This is a genomic window from Pseudomonas sp. L7, assembly GCF_046605565.1.
Taxonomy (GTDB): Bacteria; Pseudomonadota; Gammaproteobacteria; order Pseudomonadales; family Pseudomonadaceae; genus Aquipseudomonas; species Aquipseudomonas wayambapalatensis.
The window spans coordinates 2,048,254-2,067,935 of the sequence record NZ_CP176784.1 but is presented as its reverse complement, the minus strand read 5'-3'; the positions used below and the strand labels follow the sequence as shown (position 1 = coordinate 2,067,935).

Below are 19,682 nucleotides of genomic sequence, written 5' to 3'. Positions count from 1 at the left end.
TTGCCAGGTGTGCAATCAACCTGCACGGCTTACATTCAAGTCGCACACATACTTGGAGAGCTGTCTGGCTCTGTGGTCACATTTCCTTTCAATGGTGATTCGCAATGAACAAGCTATTCAGCCCAACCACGAGCAACGCGCCTGGCTCGCGCAAGGACACAGTCACATACAGCAACCTGTTCCCCGACAACACTGTGCGCTGCGCCCCCGGCGCACTCCAGGCCAATACCAGCCAGGCGGCATATCTGGTCTACCTCAAGGATATGATCGAGGCTCTGGAAACCCGTGCCGATGTCACGGCGCCGATCACCTTGCAGCAGCGGCGCCCCGACCTGATGCGACTCAAGCTCGATGAGCGCAGCGCGAAAAAGGTCTTGCCCAGCCTGCGCTTGCTGCTGGGCGTGTTGGAACAGCATGCACAGCAAGCGCTGCCGAACGATCAAACGCTGCAAGAGGCCGTCGCGGCAAAGGTGCATCTCGGCAGTGTACCCTTCCACGCGACATGGGAGTCGGTGAAGGCAGCCCTGACGCTCAAGCAGCTACCGCTGCTGGACGCACTGCGTGCCGCCGAACTGGAGTGGCCAGCATTCATCTTCGATCATCTCACGCTGTCAGCCCAGAGGGCGGCAACCACCTTGAGCAGCGGTTTCTCCCCCCAGCTGCGCTCATGGTTGCTCGAGCCCAGTGCTGCGGACTCCCCGCTCAAAGGCTTGACCACCACCCAGGCCGTGAGCAAGGCACTGGCGCTGACCCGCAAGGAACTACGCGAACTTCTGGCCGTCAGCGCCATTGGCGAGTACAAGAGTACGGTCAGGCTCAGCCAGCATGTGCGGGCCGCAGATCATTACCTGCCCTCCAGCGCGGTTTACGCTGCCGAGTACGTCAATCAGAGTGATACTGCGCTATACCTCACCCAGCCAGACCCCTCCGACAAGAGCGTCGAAATCAGCGGCATCACCGACGACCATCTGTACCGCCTGGAGCGCATCCTGGTGATCCAGCGCGCCCTGAAACTGAATTTCAGTGAAGCCGACTGGCTGGTCATGGCTGCAATCTGGTCTGACGACTCGACGGACGATTTCGCGCTCACCGACAATACCTTGCGCGCACTGGGCTTGTTCCGCCATCTGCAGCAGAAGTACAACATCGGCCCCCAGCAGTATTCGGCGTTGATCTGTGAGATCAGTGTCTATGGCACCGACCGGGAAAGGCCGTTCTACGATCAACTGTTCGCCCCGGCTACGCTCGAAGACAGCGGCGGCGCACTGGCCGTCATGAAACTGGATGGGCAGGCATTCGACCCGCAATCCAACAACCCCGACGACATTCTCACCGTCAAGCAACTGTGCCTGGCCTTCAAGGTCAGCGAGCCGGTGCTGTGCGCGGTGTTGAACAAGGTGATCAAGGCTCAGGGGCTGGACAAGCCCATGCGCTCGCTGGCAGTGGTTTCGGCGTGTTATCGCTTGACCCAACTGCCTCGCCTGTTCGGCTTGCCAGTCGAGGCCGGCTTGTTGGCCATTGCCCTGCTGGAGCAGGAGCAGCCTGCGTGCATGACGCAACTGGCCGGCTGGCCCCGCCTTGCAGCGGAGCCGTCAGAGGCGGATATCGTCGATGTGATCGTCGCCGTGATGGATACCGTGGAATGGCTGAAGCAGCAGCCCTGGAGCGTTGACCAACTGTACCTGGCGCTACAGACTGAGCTACCGCTTTTACGCCCTCACTGCAAAACGATCTGTGAGGCCGTCATCTCCGATGAGTCCCAACTGCTGGCAGCGTTGCAACATGCCCTGCAGTTGGACAACGTGGCACAGGTACTACCACTGTTACGCTGGGTCGGCCTTGACACCAATGAGTTTCGTCGGCGCATAGCCACCCTCCAGCAATGCTACAACGGCCAACGTTTACCTATAGACGACTGTTTCACCGAAGACGACCTCAACGACTGGGCCTTGCTGGACCGCCACGCCGCTTTCGTGAAAATGCTCGGGCTCAGCGCTGGCACGATCACCAAACTGCTGGAAAAGCCTGAGTACTTCGATTTATTGGATGAGACGGGCACCGTTTTGCGCGAGCTTGATCTCAGCGTCGTGTATATGCTCAGCCGCTATAAAGCGCTACTGACAAGATGCCCGAGCACGCACAGCGAGAGCGCCTTGCTCGATTATCTGGCTGACAGAGCGAGCACTGCCAGCGACCCTGAGAGCGCAGCCGATCAAGCCAGGGCCTGGGCCTCGCTGGAGGCCGTCCTTGGCGAAGCCAAGGGTAGCCTGGAGGGGCTGACGACGCTTTCACCGCCTGCCACGGTAGGCGAGCTCGACCGCCTGCTGCGGTTGCTGGATCTGTCGAAGCGGCATGGGTTGTCGGTCGATGCCCTGGTCGGACTTCGCCAACTGCCCGGCACCCACGACCATGCCCCGTTCCAACAAGCAGCCACAACCGTGCGGCAAAGTTGCACCGACAAGCAGCGCAAGGCGCTCGATGAGCAACTGAGCGTGGCGTGGCGCGATGCGCTGGTGAACTGGATGCTTGCCGTCTGGGTACCCGCCGACAGCCAGCGTAGCTGGATCAAGAGCCCTCAGGCATTGGCTGATTATCTGCTGATTGATACTCAGGTTTCCCACGAGCCGAAAACCACGCGCCTGATGTCGGCCATCGCCAGCGCGCAGCGTTACCTGCACCAGATCTACTCACGCCAGGAAAAAGGTTACCGCGACACCCAGTTGAGCGAGGCCGAGCGCGACGAATGGCAGCTGTATGCCAGCCGTTACGAGAACTGGAAGTTGCGCCAGCAGGTGCGCAACGAGCCGCACAACTTTATCGACCCGACCCGCCGCATACGCAAGACCACAGCCTTCACCGAACTGGAGAATCTCCTGGCCCAGGGCAAGTGCCAGCCTCTGGATATCCAGCAAGCGATGGTGAGCTACTTGAGCAGCTTCGAGAAACTGAGCAACATCCAGCCGATTTCGGCCTATGTCGATGGGACCTCGCCGCTCACCGACACCTATCACTTCATCGGCAAGAGCAACGTCGAGCCGGTGGAATACTACTGGCGCACCCTGGACATGAGCCAGCGCGACCAGAACAACGCGCCCAGCATGCTGGCGTGGGGAGAGTGGCAGAAGTTGTCGCTGACGGTCAGCGGTGAGCTGGCGACGACGACGCTGCCGAACATCACCGGCTCGAACGACGACGATGCACGCGAGCGAATCGAACTGATACGCCCCGTCATCATCGCCGGCCGTCGTTACGCCGTGTGGGTGGAGTGGGGGGCGACAGCCCTGGCAATGGGCAAAGACAACAAGCCCAGTGGTTATTACCCGTTGAAGGTCTGCTTTGCTTTCCAGCAAACCGATGGGGCCTGGAGCCCAGCTAACACATTGCTGCACCTGGACGGAACAGGCCCCGGCGCTGCCTTCGATTTCACGCAGAACGCGCCAAAGCAAACATTAGGCACCGCAGAGAACTACCCATCGCTCAGGACCAAGGCGTTCGTGCCAGGCTTGTGCGTAATGGTCAACACCATGGGGATTCGTCAGCATGATCCGTGGCTGACCGTGATGCTGTTCGATGCGCATCCGGATCATTTCGCGAAGGGCACTGCCAAGGCTGACTGGAAACCCGACCACGATTACTTCCTGGTCTCGAAGGACCTGCTGCTGCTCGAACCCAAGCATCTGGATACGCAACGCTCGGGCTCGCGCCCCATCGAAGCAGCCTTGGTCAAGGACTGGGTCCAGTTCTTCCATGATCCGCGGACGGTTCAGCATCCTTACGTCGGGGCCGTTTTGGCGCTGGAGGAACGTGACGAAGGGAGCGAAGCGTTTACATGGACCTCACATGCAGAAGCGTTGTTCAAGACTCGACTCGACGTCACAAACAAAGGGCGTGCAAACATTGAAGCAACATTGAAAGGCAATCACACAGAGCAGTTAATCACCGTAAAGTCAGACAGTCACTTTAAAACAAAAACAGGCCAATACGAACTCGAACCCAACATCATTAAAGGCACCTTTGACAACGAAGAAATAACTTTTGAGATCAACGAATTAATCACCTTCGACAAAACCAAAAAGAGCCATTCAACCGTTGAATCACTCAAACTTGAAGAGCGCTCAAACCCCACAAGAGACTCTATAATATCGAGCCTCGCAAAGCACACCACCCTAACGCAAAACGAAGAAACGAAATACATATTACTTTCGACATCTCACAACTCAAAGAAAAACCTTTGGCTCGAGTTTAATGAAAAAGACAGCTCTCTTTGCCATCTCGGCCAGGGATTATACATCACAACCACTCAGGACTGGAAACGCCCTCGAGAACCCATCTGTATACGCACACACCTCACCCTACTAAACGGCGTCCAAAAGCCGCACAACATGGACGTTGCAGTCGCATGCGCAGAGGTCCTAAGAAGGAAGCTTAAAGTCGCTAGCGCTAAAAAAATCAGAGCCCTGCTGACCACCTCGATAGATCCCGACATTAAGCCTAACTGGGCACTGAGCCAACATGAGCAATCACTACTCAATGAGCTCAATCTGAACGATCTGAAGGATTTCGCTAAAAACGCCACAACCAAAGATGCCTTTCAAGCATTCAGCCGAACCCTGCTCAAGGTTCGCTACACCACCCAGAACGACTACAACCGCAAAATGGGCCTGGCCGAGGAAGGCGGAGCCGATACCCGCCTGTCTGTCGCCGACGCCATCGCGCGGGCCCGAACCAACAATAATGCAGATGTCATGAACGCCTACATCGACGAGGAAACCGCCGCCATACTCGCGGATATCGGCTCCGCGCCTAACGGTATCGCACTGGACGCGGCCGTTCGCTTACGCCACCTGCACCCTGAGGCTTGCCGCAGAATCCTCTTGTGCCTCGATCCCAACCACTTGTTGGTATTGGAAGACGTACTCATTGCCGACGGCCGTGGCCAGATCGATTACCGGGTCCCGATCAGCAGCGAAATTACCCGGTTCACCCATAAGCTTGAGCTGTATGACGGCAGGGAACTGCTCGGCTCACTGTCCCAAGGGTATGCATTGAAAACCCTGGACGACGACGCTGTCCCCAGCGTCCAGATCCTGCGCAACAGCGAGCAGGCGCTGTACCTGGACCTGCATGAAGCCAACCGGAAGGCGCCCACCGGCCAAGCGCTGGCCATTCAGAGCCTGCGGCTCAACACCCTGTTCGGCAAGCAACTGGTTGCATTGGCCACTCAGTCCGTGGAAGCTGCGTTGTCGTGGCAAGCCCAATGCCTTCCCGAACCCCGGCTGGAAGCGGGCAGCACAGCTACCACCGTCGATTTTCGCGGTGCCAACGGCCTGTACTTCTGGGAACTGTTCTTCCACGCGCCCTTCCTGGTGGCCTGGCAACTGCGCCAGAACCGCGAGTATCGCGAGGCTTGGCGCTGGTGCACACGCTATCTGTTCGACCCCTACCGTACCTGGACCCCGAGCTCGGGCAACCATCCACCACTGTATTGGTTGAGCCAGCCGCTGAGCGCTCCCGCCGCCCATGGTACGGATGAGACGGTCAACGACCCCGACCTGCTGGGCTATGCCGCCCCCGAACGCTACCGCAAGGCCCTGCATCTGTTCGTGGCCGAGAGCTGGCAGCGCCAGGGCGACGACCTGTACCGCCAGTTGACCCGCGATACCCTGGTCGAGGCTGCGATCTGCTACGACAAGGCCCTGCGCCTGATCGGCGTGCTGCCGGAGCAATTTTCCACCGCCCCGGCACAGGCACTGTCGTTGGCCGATGCCCGAATCACGAATTTCGTACCACCGCTTAACGGCAAGCTGGTGGAGTTGCGCAACTTGCTGCGCAACCGCCTGTTCAACCTGCGCCACGGCCTGACCCTGGATGGCAAGCCGGCCTCAGTACTGCAGGATCCCAATGTGTTCAATCCGCCGAGTCTCGGCTATCCCAGCGCCAGTCTAGACACAGACCCGGCCATCCCCGTGGCGCGCCCCGTACCGCCCTGCCGCTACGCCGAGGTGCGCAAGAGCGCCGACGCAGCCGTACTGCAACTGATCGAACTGGGGCAGACGATGACGCGTTTCTACGATCGTGAGAGCGCCCTGCAACTGGCCGTGCTCGGCAAAGCCAACCTCATCAAGTTGCTCGACTTCCCTTATCGCCTGCAGGAGCAGGCGCTGGAATCGGCGAAACGAGGTCGGGATACCCTGCTCTCGAGCAAACAAATGATCCAGCAGCGTTTGAACTATTACCAAGGGCTGGTCGATGAAGGGATCACCGACCTGGAGCATGCATCGCGTGCATTCGGCTACATGTCACGGCTGTCTCTTGGCGTGGCAATCTCCATGGAGGCCACCTCAGGCGCCATCGATGCCGCCATTCCCACCGTCTTTGGTTTGGCGTTTGGTGGTAACCGACCGGGCAGGGGGGCCGCTGCAAGCGGAACCTGTTTCAGGATGTTTAGCGAAATAGCCGACATGACCAAGGACGAACTTCGCCTGCAGGCTGACTACCAACTCCGCGCTCAGGAGTGGCAATTCCAGGCAGATCAGGCGCAACTGGAGCTGCAGGTGCTGGAAAAGCAATTGCAGGAACAGGACATCCATGTCCGCGCCGCCGGGATCGCCGTTGAGGAAGCGAGGGCGACGCTAGCGGCACACCGCGCCGAATACGAAGTCATGACCACGGTCTTCTCGAGCCATCCGACCTACCTGTGGCTGATCGGAAGGTTGTCGGGCATCTACAGCAGTGCCTACGACGCCACAGTGTCGCTGTGCCTGATGGCAGAAGCCTGCCTGCAATACGAGTTGGGGGATTTCAGAAGCACCTGGATCCGTACCGACGGCTGGCTCGACAACTGGCGCGGCATGCTCGCCGGTGAAGCGCTGGAGCGCGACCTGATACAAATGGACGTGGCGGCGATCAGCAACAACGAACGCCCACTGGATATCCGCCTCGACCTATCGCTTTGTACTTGCATGGCCTGGACCACCGAAGAATTGCACAAGCATCTGAAGGCCGGCGAAGTGCCCTTCGACCTGACCGCCCGGCATTTCGACGAACAGTATCCAGGCCAGTACCTGCGCCGGATCGAGCGAATCGTGCTGACGTTCAAGAACGGTAAGAAATCTTTGTCCGGCCCAGTCTCAGCCATGCTGACCCAGACCAAGAACATCGTCCTGCTCAGCAATGAAAGCGCAGGCGCACAGCGACTCTACTCAGCCACCGAAGGTAGCGAGGACAGCTTGCTGCGTGACCTTCGACCGAACCAACAAGCGGCTATATGGTCGGCCAAGGAGACCACCCGAAACTTCGATCTGCAGCCCTCACCCAAGGATGAAACACGCTATCAACCCTTCGAGGGCACAGGCGCTATCTCGAGCTGGGTACTGTCGTTCCCGAACGCCGACCAGGCCAACAACAATAAAAGGGCGCCTCTGTATGATCCTGATGGTAATTGCCTGGTCACCGATATCGAGGTCGAGATCAGTTACACCGCAATGGATGGCGGGGAGTCGTTCAGAAAAGAGGTCAAAGCGCTAATGGCGAAGACCACAGCGGACGTAGATGCCAAAAACGGGGCTGGCAGAAAGCCAGAGACGGAAAATAAGGCCGACGCGGCATCCAGAAAGCCAGAGGCAGAACATAAAACCGACGCGGCAGCGACCGCCGAAGCAAAACGTAAAGCCGACGCAGCAGCAGCCGAAGCAAAACGTAAAGCCGACGCAGCAGCAGCCGAAGCAAAACGTAAAGCCGACGCAGCGACTGCGGCCGAAGCAAAACGCCAGGCGCAGCTGGCCCAACAAGCCGCCAAGGCAAAACGCATCGCAGAGGCAGCCGAAAAAGCTGCCAAGGCAAAACGCGAAGCCGAAGCAGCCCAGAAAGCCGTCGAGGCTAAGCGCAAAGACGCCGCAACCGCTGCTGTCTCTGCAGCCAAACAAGACGAACTCGCGGCACAAAAGGCCGTCAACGCCGCCGAGGCCGATGCCAAGGTGCCCGTCCTTTCAACCCCCGAAGCGGCGGCTGAGGCCAAAAAAGCCAACGATGCCGTGAACGAAGCGCAAGAAGCTGCCAGGCGAGCAACAACAGCGCGGACAGCTGCCGACGCCGCAGCGAAATCCAAGCAGTATGAGGAAACCGTTACCCAGGCCAGCAAGGCAAAGCAAGCCGCCGAACAGGCGCAGAAGGCTGCGCAAAGTGCGGCCTCGGCGCGCAAAGCTGCAGAGTCTCTGAAAGCCAAAAAAGAAAAACTGGCAGAACTTGTGAAACAAGCGCAAGCATGGAAAGGCGTTGATAACATCAGAATTCACTACACAAGCCAATACGGTGCCAATCTGGCAACCGGCAAGTTACTAAGCATTGATGGTACCGAGGCAAAACTGGAAATACGAAGTTATTATAAGGTTAGTACCCTAACCATAAACACATCAGCAATCACCAACATCTCGAAGGGTCGATAGCACTTCCTCTCCCCCCAGACTCATACTGTCACCAGACGCAGGAGGCATCATGGATAACCTGAAAAAACTCAAAGTACTGCTCGCCAACAAGTACGGCAAGAAAATCAGCGACCTCAATAACGATACGCTTATCAGGGAAATAATTGGCAACGATAACAAGCTTGCACTTCATTTGAAAAGCGAATTTGACGTCGACCTGTCTGCCGGCGAACTGGAACAGGGAGACACCATCGAGTCATTGGCCAATTTACTATGATGTTTTTTTGATCTGCACTCCTTCTCCTGCCTGACGGGTTGGCGGAGAAGGAGTTCGATTATCATCGCGCCCCAATTTCCGCCATGCTGATCTCGCGCATGCGGAACTTCTGCACCTTGCCGGTCACCGTCATCGGGAACGCTTCGACGAAGCGGAAATGCCGCGGCACCTTGAAGTGCGCGATGCGTGCCTTGCACCAGGCCTGCAAGTCCTCGACCGTGGCGCTGTGCCCGGGGTGCAGCTTGATCCAGGCCACGACCTCCTCACCATAGCGGCTGCAAGGGATGCCGATCACCTGAGCATCGGCAACCGCCGGGTGGGTATGGAAAAACTCCTCGAGCTCTCGCGGATAGATATTCTCGCCGCCGCGAATGATCATGTCCTTGTTGCGCCCGACGATGCGCACATAGCCCTGTTCGTCCATCACCGCCAGGTCACCCGTGCGCATCCAGCGCGCCGGATCGATCGCCTGTTGAGTGGCTTCGGGGTTATCCCAGTAACCGAGCATCACGCTGTAGCCGCGGGTGCAGAGCTCGCCGATCTCGCCACGCGGGACGATGGCGCCGTGCGCGTCCACCAGCTTGGTCTCCAGTTGCGGCTGCGTGCGCCCGACCGTGGTCACGCGCAGTTCCAGCTCGTCATCCGGGCCTGTCTGCAGCGACACCGGGCTGGTCTCGGTCATGCCGTAGGCGATCTGCACCTCACCCATGTGCATCTGCTCGATCACCCGGCGCATCACCTCGATCGGGCAGGTGGCACCGGCCATGATGCCGCTGCGCAGGGTCGAGAGGTCCAGGGTGCTGCGCGACGGGTGGTCGAGCATGGCGATGAACATGGTCGGCACGCCATAGAGGATGCTGGCACGCTCTTCGGCCACGGCCTGCAGCGTCAACTCGGGATCGAAGGCGTCGTTGGGGTAGATCATGGTGCTGCCGTGGGTGATGCAACCCAGGTTGGCCATGACCATGCCAAAGCAGTGGTACAGCGGCACCGGGATCACCATGCGGTCCCGTTCGCTCAGGCCCAGGCTTTCGCCGACCATGAAGCCGTTGTTGAGGATGTTGTAGTGGCTGAGCGTGGCGCCTTTCGGCGCGCCAGTGGTGCCGGAGGTGTACTGGATGTTCACCGCCTGGTCGAACTGCAAGCCCTGCTGCCTCGCCTGCAACGCCTGGGCATCGACCTGCCCTGCCCGTTCGGCCAGTGCATCCCAGGGCAGAAAGCCTTCGGGCGGGTGCGACGACAGGCTGATGACGCCCTGCAGGTCCGGCAGGCGTTCACTCGCCAGCGGCTGCGCACCCAGCTCGGGCAGCATTTCCTGGACCATCGCGTGATAGTCGGACGACTTGAAGGCATCGGCACACACCAGCCAGCTGCAGCCGGACTGACGCAACACATACTCCAGCTCGCCCACCCGGTACGCCGGGTTGATGTTGACCAGGATCGCGCCGACCTTCGCCGTGGCGATCTGCAGGATGCACCACTGGGCGCAGTTAGGCGCCCAGATACCGACGCGATCGCCACTGGCCACGCCCAGGGCAATCAGGGCCCTGGCATGCACCTCGACCTGCTCGGCCAACGCGCGCCAGCTATAGCGCAGGCCTTGGTGACGCACCACCAGGGCCTCGCGCTCGGGCCAGCGGGCGGCGGTGGCATCGAACGCCTGGCCGATGGTCTGGGTCAGCAGAGGCCGGTCCTGGCGGCCGCGGGTGTAGCTTGGTTGACTCATGAGTGTCCCTTCTTGTGGTTGTTCTGGGCATGACTGAAGCAAGCGGCAATTACTCTGGCGCAGATTTACGTTTACGTAAAGGTGATGATCCAATTGACAGCCCGGAAAGGCAGGTTTACGTTAACGTCAACCACGAGCACCGACCCTGTGGGAGCGGACTTGCCCGCGATGAGGCCGGACCAGACAACAGCGCTGGCCGTTCTGACGGGCATCGCGGGCAAGCCCGCTCCCACAGGGTCGGTGCAGTACCTCGAATTTCAAGAACAACAAGGTGCCCCCATGCATTACCCGACCCTGAACTTCGCCCTGGGCGAGACCATCGACATGCTCCGCGACCAGGTACGCACCTTCGCTGCCGCCGAACTCGCCCCGCGCGCGGCGCAGATCGACCACGACAACCTGTTCCCCGCCGACATGTGGCGCAAGTTCGGCGACATGGGCCTGCTGGGCATCACCGTCGCGGAGGAATATGGCGGCGCAGGCCTGGGCTACCTGGCCCATGTGGTGTCGATGGAAGAGATCAGCCGCGCCTCGGCCTCGGTGGCACTGTCCTATGGCGCCCACTCCAACCTCTGCGTCAACCAGATCAACCGCAACGGCACCCATGAACAGAAGCTGAAGTACCTGCCCAAGCTGATCAGCGGCGAGCACATCGGCGCCCTGGCCATGAGCGAGCCCAATGCCGGCTCCGACGTGGTGTCGATGAAATTGCGCGCCGAGAAACGCGGCGACCGCTATGTACTCAACGGCAGCAAGACCTGGATCACCAACGGCCCCGACGCCAACACCTACGTGATCTACGCCAAGACCGACCTGGACAAGGGCCCGCACGGCATCAGCGCATTCATCGTCGAACGTGACTGGAAGGGCTTCTCGCGCAGCAACAAGTTCGACAAGCTGGGCATGCGCGGCTCCAACACCTGCGAGCTGTTCTTCGATGGCGTCGAAGTGCCGGAAGAAAACATCCTCGGCCAGCTCAATGGCGGTGTGCGTGTGCTGATGAGCGGCCTGGACTACGAGCGCGTGGTGCTCTCGGGCGGACCGACCGGCATCATGCAGAGCTGCATGGACCTGGTGGTGCCCTACATCCACGATCGCAAGCAGTTCGGCCAGAGCATCGGCGAATTCCAGCTGATCCAGGGCAAGATCGCCGACATGTACACCCAGCTCAACGCCAGCCGCGCCTACCTCTACGCCGTGGCCCAGGCCTGCGACCGTGGCGAGACCACGCGCAAGGACGCCGCCGGGGTGATCCTCTACACCGCCGAACGCGCTACGCAGATGGCCCTGGAAGCGATCCAGATTCTCGGCGGCAACGGCTACATCAACGAATTCCCGGCCGGCCGCCTGCTGCGTGACGCCAAACTCTACGAGATCGGTGCCGGCACCAGCGAAATTCGCCGGATGCTGATCGGCCGCGAACTGTTCAACGAAACCCGCTGAGCACAAGGAGCTGGCGTCCATGGCTACCCTGCACACCCAGATCAACCCGCGCTCGGCTGAGTTCGCCAGCAACAGCGCGGCCATGCTCGAACAGGTCGATGCCCTGCGCACCCTGCTGGCCCAGGTCAGCCAGGGCGGCGGGCCCAAGGCCCAGCAGCGCCATACCTCGCGCGGCAAGCTGCTGCCGCGCGAGCGCATCGACCGCCTGCTCGACCCGGGCTCGGCGTTTCTCGAGATCGGCCAGCTCGCCGCCCATGAGGTGTATGGCGAAGACGTGCCGGCAGCAGGCGTGATCGCCGGCATCGGCCGCGTCGAAGGGGTCGAGTGCATGATCGTGGCCAACGACGCCACGGTCAAAGGCGGCTCCTACTACCCGCTGACCGTGAAGAAACACCTGCGCGCGCAGACCATCGCCCTGCAGAATCGCCTGCCGTGCATCTACCTGGTCGACTCCGGCGGCGCCAACCTGCCACGCCAGGACGAAGTGTTCCCGGATCGTGAGCACTTCGGACGGATCTTCTTCAACCAGGCCAACATGAGCGCCCTGGGCATTGCGCAGATCGCCGTGGTGATGGGCTCGTGCACCGCAGGTGGCGCCTATGTGCCGGCGATGGCCGACGAAGCGATCATGGTGCGCCAGCAGGCGACCATCTTCCTCGCCGGCCCGCCGCTGGTGAAGGCCGCCACCGGCGAGGTGGTGAGCGCCGAAGACCTGGGCGGCGCCGATGTGCATTGCCGCACCAGCGGCGTGGCCGACCACTATGCCGACAACGACGAGCATGCCCTGGCGATCGCCCGGCGCAGCGTGGCCAACCTCAACTGGCACAAACTCGGACGCCTGCAATGCCAGGCACCGATCGCACCGCTGTACGACGCCCAGGAGCTGTACGGCGTGGTGCCGGCCGATGCCAAGCAACCGTTCGATGTGCGCGAGATCATCGCGCGCCTGGTCGATGGCTCCGTGTTCGATGAATTCAAGGCCCTGTTCGGCACCACCCTGGTGTGCGGTTTCGCCCACCTGCACGGCTACCCGGTAGCGATCCTGGCCAACAACGGCATCCTCTTTGCCGAGGCTGCGCAAAAAGGCGCGCACTTCATCGAACTGGCCTGCCAACGCGGCATCCCGCTGTTGTTCCTGCAGAACATCACGGGCTTCATGGTCGGCAAGAAATACGAGGAAGGCGGTATCGCCAAGCACGGCGCCAAGCTGGTGACCGCAGTGGCCTGCGCCCAGGTGCCGAAGTTCACGGTGATCATCGGCGGCAGCTTCGGTGCTGGCAACTACGGCATGTGCGGGCGCGCCTACGATCCGCGCTTCCTGTGGATGTGGCCCAACGCGCGAATTGGCGTGATGGGTGCCGAACAGGCCGCCGGCGTGCTGGCCCAGGTCAAGCGCGAGCAGTGCGAGCGCAGTGGCGAGGTGTTCAGCGCCGAGGACGAAAAGCAGCTCAAGCAGCCGATCCTCGACCAGTACGAGCGCCAGGGCCACCCTTACTATTCCAGCGCCCGGCTGTGGGATGACGGCGTCATCGACCCGGCGCAAACCCGTGAAGTGCTGAGCCTTGCCTTGTCCGCCGCGCTGAACGCCCCGATCGAACAGAGCCGCTTCGGCATTTTCCGGATGTGACCCATGAGCGATTTTGCCACCCTCGAAGTGATAAAGGACCCTCGCGGCTTCGCCACCCTGTGGCTGAGCCGGGAAGACAAGAACAACGCCTTCAACGCCCAGATGATTCGCGAGCTGATCGTTGCCATCGACCAACTGGGCGAAGACAGCCGCCTGCGCTTCGTGCTGCTGCGTGGCCGTGGCCGGCACTTCAGCGCCGGTGCTGATCTGGCCTGGATGCAGCAGTCGGCGCAATTGGACTTCAATACCAACCTGGACGACGCCCATGAACTGGGCGAGCTGATGTACGCGCTGCATCGGCTAAAGGCGCCAACCCTGGCCGTGGTCCAGGGCGCCGCATTCGGTGGTGCGCTGGGCCTGATCAGTTGCTGCGACATGGCCATCGGCGCTGAAGATGCACAGCTGTGTCTGTCGGAGGTCCGCATCGGCCTGGCACCGGCAGTGATCAGCCCGTTCGTGGTCAAGGCCATCGGTGAGCGTGCCGCTCGCCGCTATGCCCTGACCGCCGAGCGCTTCAGTGGTGCGCGCGCCCGCGAGCTGGGCCTGCTGGCCGAGGTGTACCCTGCCAGCGAACTGGACACCCAGGTCCAGGCCTGGATCGACAACCTGCTGCTCAACAGCCCTCAGGCCCTGCGCGCCACCAAGGACCTGCTGCGCGAGGTGGACGATGGCGAACTGAGCCCTGCCCTGCGCCGCTACACCGAGAACACCATCGCCCGCATTCGTGTCAGCCCCGAAGGCCAGGAGGGCCTGAGCGCCTTCCTGGAAAAACGCCGCCCCGCCTGGCAGCCCGTCGACAAGGAACCTCGCCCATGAGCCACCCCCCGCTGACCACCCTGCTGGTCGCCAACCGCGGCGAGATCGCCTGTCGGGTGATGCGCACCGCCAAGGCCATGGGCCTGACCACCGTCGCAGTGCACAGCGCCACCGACCGTGACGCCCGGCACAGCCGCGAAGCCGATATCCGCGTCGACCTGGGCGGCACCAAGGCCGCCGACAGCTACCTGGTGATCGACAAGCTGATCGCTGCAGCCAAGGCCAGTGGCGCACAGGCGATCCATCCCGGCTACGGCTTTCTTTCCGAGAACGCAGGCTTTGCCCGCGCCATCGAGCAGGCCGGGCTGATCTTCCTCGGCCCACCGGCCAGCGCCATCGATGCCATGGGCAGCAAGTCGGCGGCCAAGGCCCTGATGGAAGCCGCCGGGGTGCCGCTGGTGCCCGGCTATCACGGTGACGCCCAGGACCTGGAGACCTTCCGTGCCGCTGCCGAACGCATTGGTTATCCGGTGCTGCTCAAGGCCAGTGCCGGGGGTGGCGGCAAGGGCATGAAGGTGGTCGAGCAGGAGAGCGAGCTGGCCGACGCCCTGGCCTCGGCACAACGCGAGGCGCAGTCGTCGTTCGGCGATGCGCGAATGTTGGTGGAAAAGTACGTGCTCAAGCCGCGGCACGTGGAAATCCAGGTGTTCGCCGACCAACACGGCCATTGCCTGTACCTCAACGAACGCGACTGCTCGATCCAGCGTCGCCACCAGAAGGTTGTCGAAGAGGCTCCGGCCCCAGGCTTGTCGGCGCAACTGCGCCAAGCCATGGGTGAGGCGGCGGTGCGCGCGGCCCAGGCCATCGGTTATGTCGGCGCTGGCACCGTGGAGTTCCTGCTCGATGCCCGCGGCGAGTTCTTCTTCATGGAAATGAACACCCGCCTGCAGGTCGAACACCCGGTCACCGAGGCGATCACCGGGCTGGACCTGGTGGCCTGGCAGATCCGTGTCGCTTGCGGCGAGGCCTTGCCGATCACCCAGGAGCAGGTGCCGCTGGTTGGCCATGCCATCGAGGTGCGGCTGTATGCGGAAGATCCGGCCAATGACTTCCTGCCGGCCACCGGCACCCTGGCGCTGTACCGCGAATCGGCGCCAGGCGAAGGGCGCCGGGTCGACAGCGGGGTCAGCGAGGGCGATGTGATCTCGCCGTTCTACGACCCGATGCTGGGCAAGCTGATCGCCTGGGGACAGGATCGCGAACAGGCGCGCTTGCGACTACTGGCCATGCTCGACGAGTTCGCCATCGGCGGCTTGAAAACCAACATCGCCTTCCTGCGGCGCATCCTCGCCCATCCGGCCTTCGCGGCCGCCGAACTGGATACCGGCTTCATTGGCCGTCATCACGAAGTGCTGCTGCCCGCCACCGGCGAGCGTCCGGCGCTGTTCTGGCAAGCCGCTGCCGAAGCCTGGCTGCAGAGCGGCTCGCCACGACGTCGCACAGACGACGGCAACTCGCCCTGGGCCCGCTGCGATGGCTTGCGCCTGGGCCTGCCAGCCCGCAGCAGCCTGCATCTGTCATGCGAGGGTCAGGACCAGGCCGTGGCGCTGCAGAACAGCGCGCCCTCAGCGTTCCAACTGCTCGGCGAGCAACTGGTGCAGGACCAGGATGGCCTGCGGCGGCGCTACCTGGCCATTCGTCGCGAGGGCGTGCTGTACCTGCAATGGGCGGGCGAACTGCACGCAGTCACGGCGTTCGATCCGATTGCCGCCGCCGAGGCCAGCCATGGCCATCAGGGGGGGCTTGGCGCGCCCATGAACGGCAGCATCGTGCGCGTGCTGGTCGAAGCGGGTCAGGCAGTGGAAGCCGGAACGGCGCTGGTGGTGCTGGAGGCGATGAAGATGGAGCACAGTATTCGTGCACCGCAGGCGGGGATCGTGAAGGCGCTGTTCTGCCAGGAAGGCGACATGGTTAGCGAAGGGACGGTGCTGGTGGAACTGGAAGAGAGCTGAGTGCCCTGCAGGAGCGGCCATGTGCCGCTCCTGCAGGGATTGCGCTGGTTTTCCGCGCCTGGATGAAGACTAGCCGCACCACATGGCCGGGCGGGCTCAATGCCGCCCGTGCGACCTCACCACCACGCCCAGCACTTCGAAATCCTCGCCGCACAGCAGCTTCGGGTAGGTCGGGTTCAACGGTTTGAGATACCGCTGCCCGCCATCCTCGACCAACTGCCGGAACATCGCCGAGGTGCCCTTCTGCCGGGCGATCACCAGTTTGCCTGGCGCCGCCGGCACCCCAGGATCCACCAGCACCAGCGTTTGCTCGGGCACGCTGGGGCCGGTGGCGGCGCTCATCAGGTCGCCTTCGACCGGCAACCAGAATGCCTTGCCCAGCGCCGGGTAGTCGGTCTGCTCATAGACGATGCACCCCTCGGGCCACGGCCCGTCCAGCTCGGTCCAGGCCAGCACCGGGTAGCGGAAGCACATGATGTACTGCAGCAGGTCGTCGTCATCCCCGCCTGCCTCGGCGGCGTAGGTGCCATTGGGCTCGGCCAGTTGGTCGATGCGTACCATGCGCAGCGAAACATGCAGGTGCGCCATCCCCAGGGCCTGCAGGACCTGGTTCATCATGCCCACCTTCGGCTGACGGGTGCCACGCAGCCAATGGCCGACACCGCCCTGGGTCACCCCAACACGTTCGGCGAGTTGTTCCTGCGAAAGCCCCAGCTCCCGCATCCTTTGCTTGACCAGCGCGATCCATTTTTCCATCGCCCGCACGATACGGACTGCCCATCAGCGCTCAATACACATATTGTATTATTAATCTGATAGTTATAAGTACTTTTCGTATTAGTATTCGAGTGTACTGATTTCCCTATCACGCTCAACAGGTAACAGGATGAAACCGATGACACATCCAGAAAAGGATTTGGACAGTGAGGCCGCGCGTCGCGCACTCGATTACTACCTCAACCCGACGCCCCCCCACACCAGCATCGACAGCGTGCCCTGGACCCTTCGCGAGGAGGTCTCCCCAGAGCAGGCCAGCGCCCACGCCATGGCCCTGCTGCGCTGCGCAGCAGCCACGGCACAAGAGACCGGCAGCCACCAACAGGGCACGACCCGCGAGGTGCTGTTCGCATTGATGCATATGGTGAACATGGCCCGCGCGATGCTGGAGCAACGGCATGCGCCACAAGGGCTGTGAAAGACGGGAGTACGTGATGACCGGGTAACTGACACTGCCCGGTTGCCGGACAGAGGAAGTGCGCAAGAAATTATTTTTCTGGAGGACAGAAAAATCATTTGACTTGCAAATGATAACGATTATTATTGCACTCAGCAGGTCGCGAGACCCGCTGGATAACCTGGAGCCCTCAGGTCGGGCGCTCAGATTATCTCCTCATCAGGCTAATCACGGTTTTTGACCCGGCTTTTTGCCGGGTCATTTTTTTTGGCTCTTCAGGCTAATGAAGAAGGGTTACCGCGTTGAATGGCCGCGATGATAGCAAAGGTGTGTCAATTCGTGAATGCGTGTTACAGCGTTTTGCGCAAACAGCACTTGAGAATCAATCTCGTTAAGATTAAGCTGCCTGCGCATCAGGGAGGATGCCCCCTCTCCCCCTCTTCTCGCGCAAGGAGCCGTCCATGACCCGTCTGCTGCTGCCCCTCGAGCATGGCCCGCAAGTCGCCCGCACGCCCACCGAAGACACGTTGCTGCATGGCCTCAGGCGCTTGCCACGCCGGGTCCAGCAGGTGTTTCTGCTCAATCGCCTCGACCAGCTCGGCATTGCCGACATTGCTGCCCGCCTCGACCTGCCCCTGCTGACCATCGAACGCCATCTCTTCCAGGCACTGCAAAGCGCATTGCCACGTGGCGACCGCCTGGCCAGCATTGCCGGCCAATGGTACGTGCGCCTGCAAAGCCCGGAGGCGACAACCTGCGAGCGCATCGATTTCCGCCGTTGGCTGGATGCCGCGCCGCAGCACCTGCAGGCCTTTGAGCAGATCGAACTGTGCTGGCGCAGCCTGCTGGCTCCAGCTCGCCAGTTGGGCCAGGATGGCGGGTATCGCAATGGCCGTGCCGCGTTATCGCTGGGCGGGTGTTCGATTGCCGTAGGCCTGGGCGTTGCCGCATTGATCGCCCTCGGGCTGCTCGCCTGATACGCAGGCGCCGCCCTCGCGCGGGAGCTTGTCGCGTAAAGGGGCCAGCAAAGACACCCCACCTGTCGTTGAGCTACAGTAGCGTCACAACAAAGCCACAGGAGTCTGGCAATGACCGTGACGCTGTCCCCACTGCAGATCGACTGCGATTTCGATTCCGGCAATATCCAGGTACTGGATGCCAGTGACCCGCGCCAGGTGCGCCTGGCCATCCGCCCCGACACCCACAGCGGCCACTTCCAGTGGTTCCATTTCAAGGTGAGCGGCCTGACGGTCGGCCAGACCCACCGCTTCAGCCTCGACAACGCCCATGAGTCCTCCTACAAGAACGCCTGGGACGGCTACCACGCCGTGGCGTCGTACGACCAGCAGAACTGGTTCCGCGTACCCAGCAGCTTCGACGGCAAGGCCCTGGCGTTCGATTTCACGGCCGAACAGCCACAGGCTTGGTTCGCCTATTTCGAACCCTACCCACGCGCGCGCCACAACCAGCTCATCGAGCGGGCCCGGCATATTCCCGGCGTCACGCTGCTGGCCAGCGGTCGTAGCGTGCAGGGCCGCGACATCCCGCTGCTGCGTGCCGGTGATGGCGCCGACGGCAAGCGCAAACTGTGGATCATCGCCCAGCAGCACCCCGGTGAACACATGGCCGAGTGGTTCATGGAGGGCGTGATCGACTGCCTTGAGAGCAACGATGCAACGGTCCAGCGCCTGCTTGCCCAAGCCGACCTGTACCTGATCCCCAACATGAACCCTGACGGCGCCTTCCTCGGCCATCTGCGTACCAACTTCAAGGGCAAGGACCTCAACCGTGCCTGGCAGGACGCCAGTGTCGAGCTCAGCCCGGAGGTGTTCTTCGCCCAGAGCCAGATGAAGCAGTACGGCGTGGATGCCTTCGTCGACGCCCATGGCGACGAGGAAATCCCCCATGTATTCACCGCAGCCTGCGAAGGCAACCCGGGCTACACACCACGCATCGCCAAGCTGGAGGAGCAGTTTCGTAGCACCCTGTGCAGCGTGACCAAAGACTTCCAGACCGTCCACGGCTACACCCGCGACCAGCCTGGCCAAGCGAACATGACGCTGGCCTGCAATGCGGTCGGGCAGGCCTACGACTGCCTGTCGCTGACCTTGGAAATGCCGTTCAAGGACCACGACGACAACCCCGACGCCAAGTGCGGCTGGTCGGGCGCGCGCTCCAAGAAGTTGGCAGGCGCAGTGCTGGAAACGTTGGAAAAGATGGTCAAGGAGTTGCGCTGATCCGCAA

At 61.7% G+C, this 19,682-nt stretch carries 11 protein-coding genes; 9 read left to right on the top strand and 2 right to left on the bottom strand.

The annotated features are described in order from the left end of the window. Positions 1-104 precede the first annotated feature (104 nt). Complete coding sequence (locus ACK3BK_RS09615; RefSeq protein ID WP_411384178.1) at positions 105-8,444, top strand: neuraminidase-like domain-containing protein; 8,340 nt, start codon at positions 105-107, stop codon at positions 8,442-8,444. Positions 8,445-8,493: 49 nt separating this feature from the next. Beyond that, positions 8,494-8,700, top strand: coding sequence for a hypothetical protein (locus ACK3BK_RS09610; protein WP_411384177.1), 207 nt, complete (start codon positions 8,494-8,496; stop codon positions 8,698-8,700). A 61-nt stretch (positions 8,701-8,761) separates the two neighbouring features. Here the strand turns inward: ACK3BK_RS09610 and ACK3BK_RS09605 are convergent, their stop codons facing one another. Next, positions 8,762-10,426 carry an AMP-binding protein gene (locus tag ACK3BK_RS09605; RefSeq protein WP_411384176.1) on the bottom strand — a complete coding sequence of 555 codons (1,665 nt, stop codon included), beginning with the start codon at positions 10,424-10,426 and terminating at the stop codon, positions 8,762-8,764. Positions 10,427-10,705: 279 nt separating this feature from the next. Here ACK3BK_RS09605 and ACK3BK_RS09600 point away from each other — a divergent pair, with 279 nt between their 5' ends. The 4 genes from ACK3BK_RS09600 to ACK3BK_RS09585 are packed head-to-tail and all read left to right on the top strand — an operon-like array spanning position 10,706 to position 16,264. Beyond that, on the top strand, positions 10,706-11,869 hold the full coding sequence (locus ACK3BK_RS09600) for an isovaleryl-CoA dehydrogenase (RefSeq protein ID WP_186669492.1): 1,164 nt from the start codon (positions 10,706-10,708) through the stop codon (positions 11,867-11,869). 19 nt (positions 11,870-11,888) lie between these two features. Continuing rightward, entirely contained in the window at positions 11,889-13,496 is a 1,608-nt protein-coding gene (locus tag ACK3BK_RS09595) for a carboxyl transferase domain-containing protein (protein WP_411384175.1), read from the top strand. A gap of 3 nt (positions 13,497-13,499) precedes the next feature. Continuing rightward, a complete protein-coding gene (locus ACK3BK_RS09590; RefSeq protein ID WP_186669496.1) occupies positions 13,500-14,312 on the top strand; it encodes a gamma-carboxygeranoyl-CoA hydratase in 813 nt (270 codons plus the stop codon). Beyond that, positions 14,309-16,264 (top strand): acetyl/propionyl/methylcrotonyl-CoA carboxylase subunit alpha, encoded by a 1,956-nt coding sequence (locus tag ACK3BK_RS09585; RefSeq protein ID WP_411384174.1) that lies wholly within the window; start codon positions 14,309-14,311, stop codon positions 16,262-16,264. Before ACK3BK_RS09590 ends, ACK3BK_RS09585 begins: the two co-directional genes overlap by 4 nt. 96 nt (positions 16,265-16,360) lie before the next feature. On the opposite strand, the gene ACK3BK_RS09580 is transcribed toward ACK3BK_RS09585, so the two are convergent. Then, entirely contained in the window at positions 16,361-17,020 is a 660-nt protein-coding gene (locus ACK3BK_RS09580) for a S24 family peptidase (protein ID WP_411384173.1), read from the bottom strand. A 130-nt stretch (positions 17,021-17,150) separates the two neighbouring features. Here ACK3BK_RS09580 and ACK3BK_RS09575 point away from each other — a divergent pair, with 130 nt between their 5' ends. The 3 genes from ACK3BK_RS09575 to ACK3BK_RS09565 all read left to right on the top strand — a co-directional run bounded on the left by ACK3BK_RS09575 (position 17,151) and on the right by ACK3BK_RS09565 (position 19,675). After that, a complete protein-coding gene (locus ACK3BK_RS09575; RefSeq protein WP_186709216.1) occupies positions 17,151-17,459 on the top strand; it encodes a DUF6124 family protein in 309 nt (102 codons plus the stop codon). Between the two features lie 440 nt (positions 17,460-17,899). Beyond that, on the top strand, positions 17,900-18,415 hold the full coding sequence (locus ACK3BK_RS09570) for a DUF4880 domain-containing protein (RefSeq protein WP_288375461.1): 516 nt from the start codon (positions 17,900-17,902) through the stop codon (positions 18,413-18,415). Between the two features lie 111 nt (positions 18,416-18,526). After that, positions 18,527-19,675, top strand: coding sequence for a carboxypeptidase family protein (locus ACK3BK_RS09565; RefSeq protein WP_186669504.1), 1,149 nt, complete (start codon positions 18,527-18,529; stop codon positions 19,673-19,675). Positions 19,676-19,682 lie beyond the last annotated feature (7 nt).

Excerpts from the sequence above, each read along its gene's own strand:
- ACK3BK_RS09610 (WP_411384177.1), top strand. The coding sequence starts at position 8,494 with ATGGATAACCTGAAAAAACTCAAAGTACTGCTCGCCAACAAGTACGGC.
- ACK3BK_RS09615 (WP_411384178.1), top strand. The coding sequence starts at position 105 with ATGAACAAGCTATTCAGCCCAACCACGAGCAACGCGCCTGGCTCGCGC.
- ACK3BK_RS09575 (WP_186709216.1), top strand. The coding sequence starts at position 17,151 with ATGAAACCGATGACACATCCAGAAAAGGATTTGGACAGTGAGGCCGCG.
- ACK3BK_RS09570 (WP_288375461.1), top strand. The coding sequence starts at position 17,900 with ATGACCCGTCTGCTGCTGCCCCTCGAGCATGGCCCGCAAGTCGCCCGC.
- ACK3BK_RS09565 (WP_186669504.1), top strand. The coding sequence starts at position 18,527 with ATGACCGTGACGCTGTCCCCACTGCAGATCGACTGCGATTTCGATTCC.
- ACK3BK_RS09595 (WP_411384175.1), top strand. The coding sequence starts at position 11,889 with ATGGCTACCCTGCACACCCAGATCAACCCGCGCTCGGCTGAGTTCGCC.
- ACK3BK_RS09600 (WP_186669492.1), top strand. The coding sequence starts at position 10,706 with ATGCATTACCCGACCCTGAACTTCGCCCTGGGCGAGACCATCGACATG.
- ACK3BK_RS09585 (WP_411384174.1), top strand. The coding sequence starts at position 14,309 with ATGAGCCACCCCCCGCTGACCACCCTGCTGGTCGCCAACCGCGGCGAG.
- ACK3BK_RS09590 (WP_186669496.1), top strand. The coding sequence starts at position 13,500 with ATGAGCGATTTTGCCACCCTCGAAGTGATAAAGGACCCTCGCGGCTTC.
- ACK3BK_RS09605 (WP_411384176.1), bottom strand. The coding sequence starts at position 10,426 with ATGAGTCAACCAAGCTACACCCGCGGCCGCCAGGACCGGCCTCTGCTG.
- ACK3BK_RS09580 (WP_411384173.1), bottom strand. The coding sequence starts at position 17,020 with ATGGAAAAATGGATCGCGCTGGTCAAGCAAAGGATGCGGGAGCTGGGG.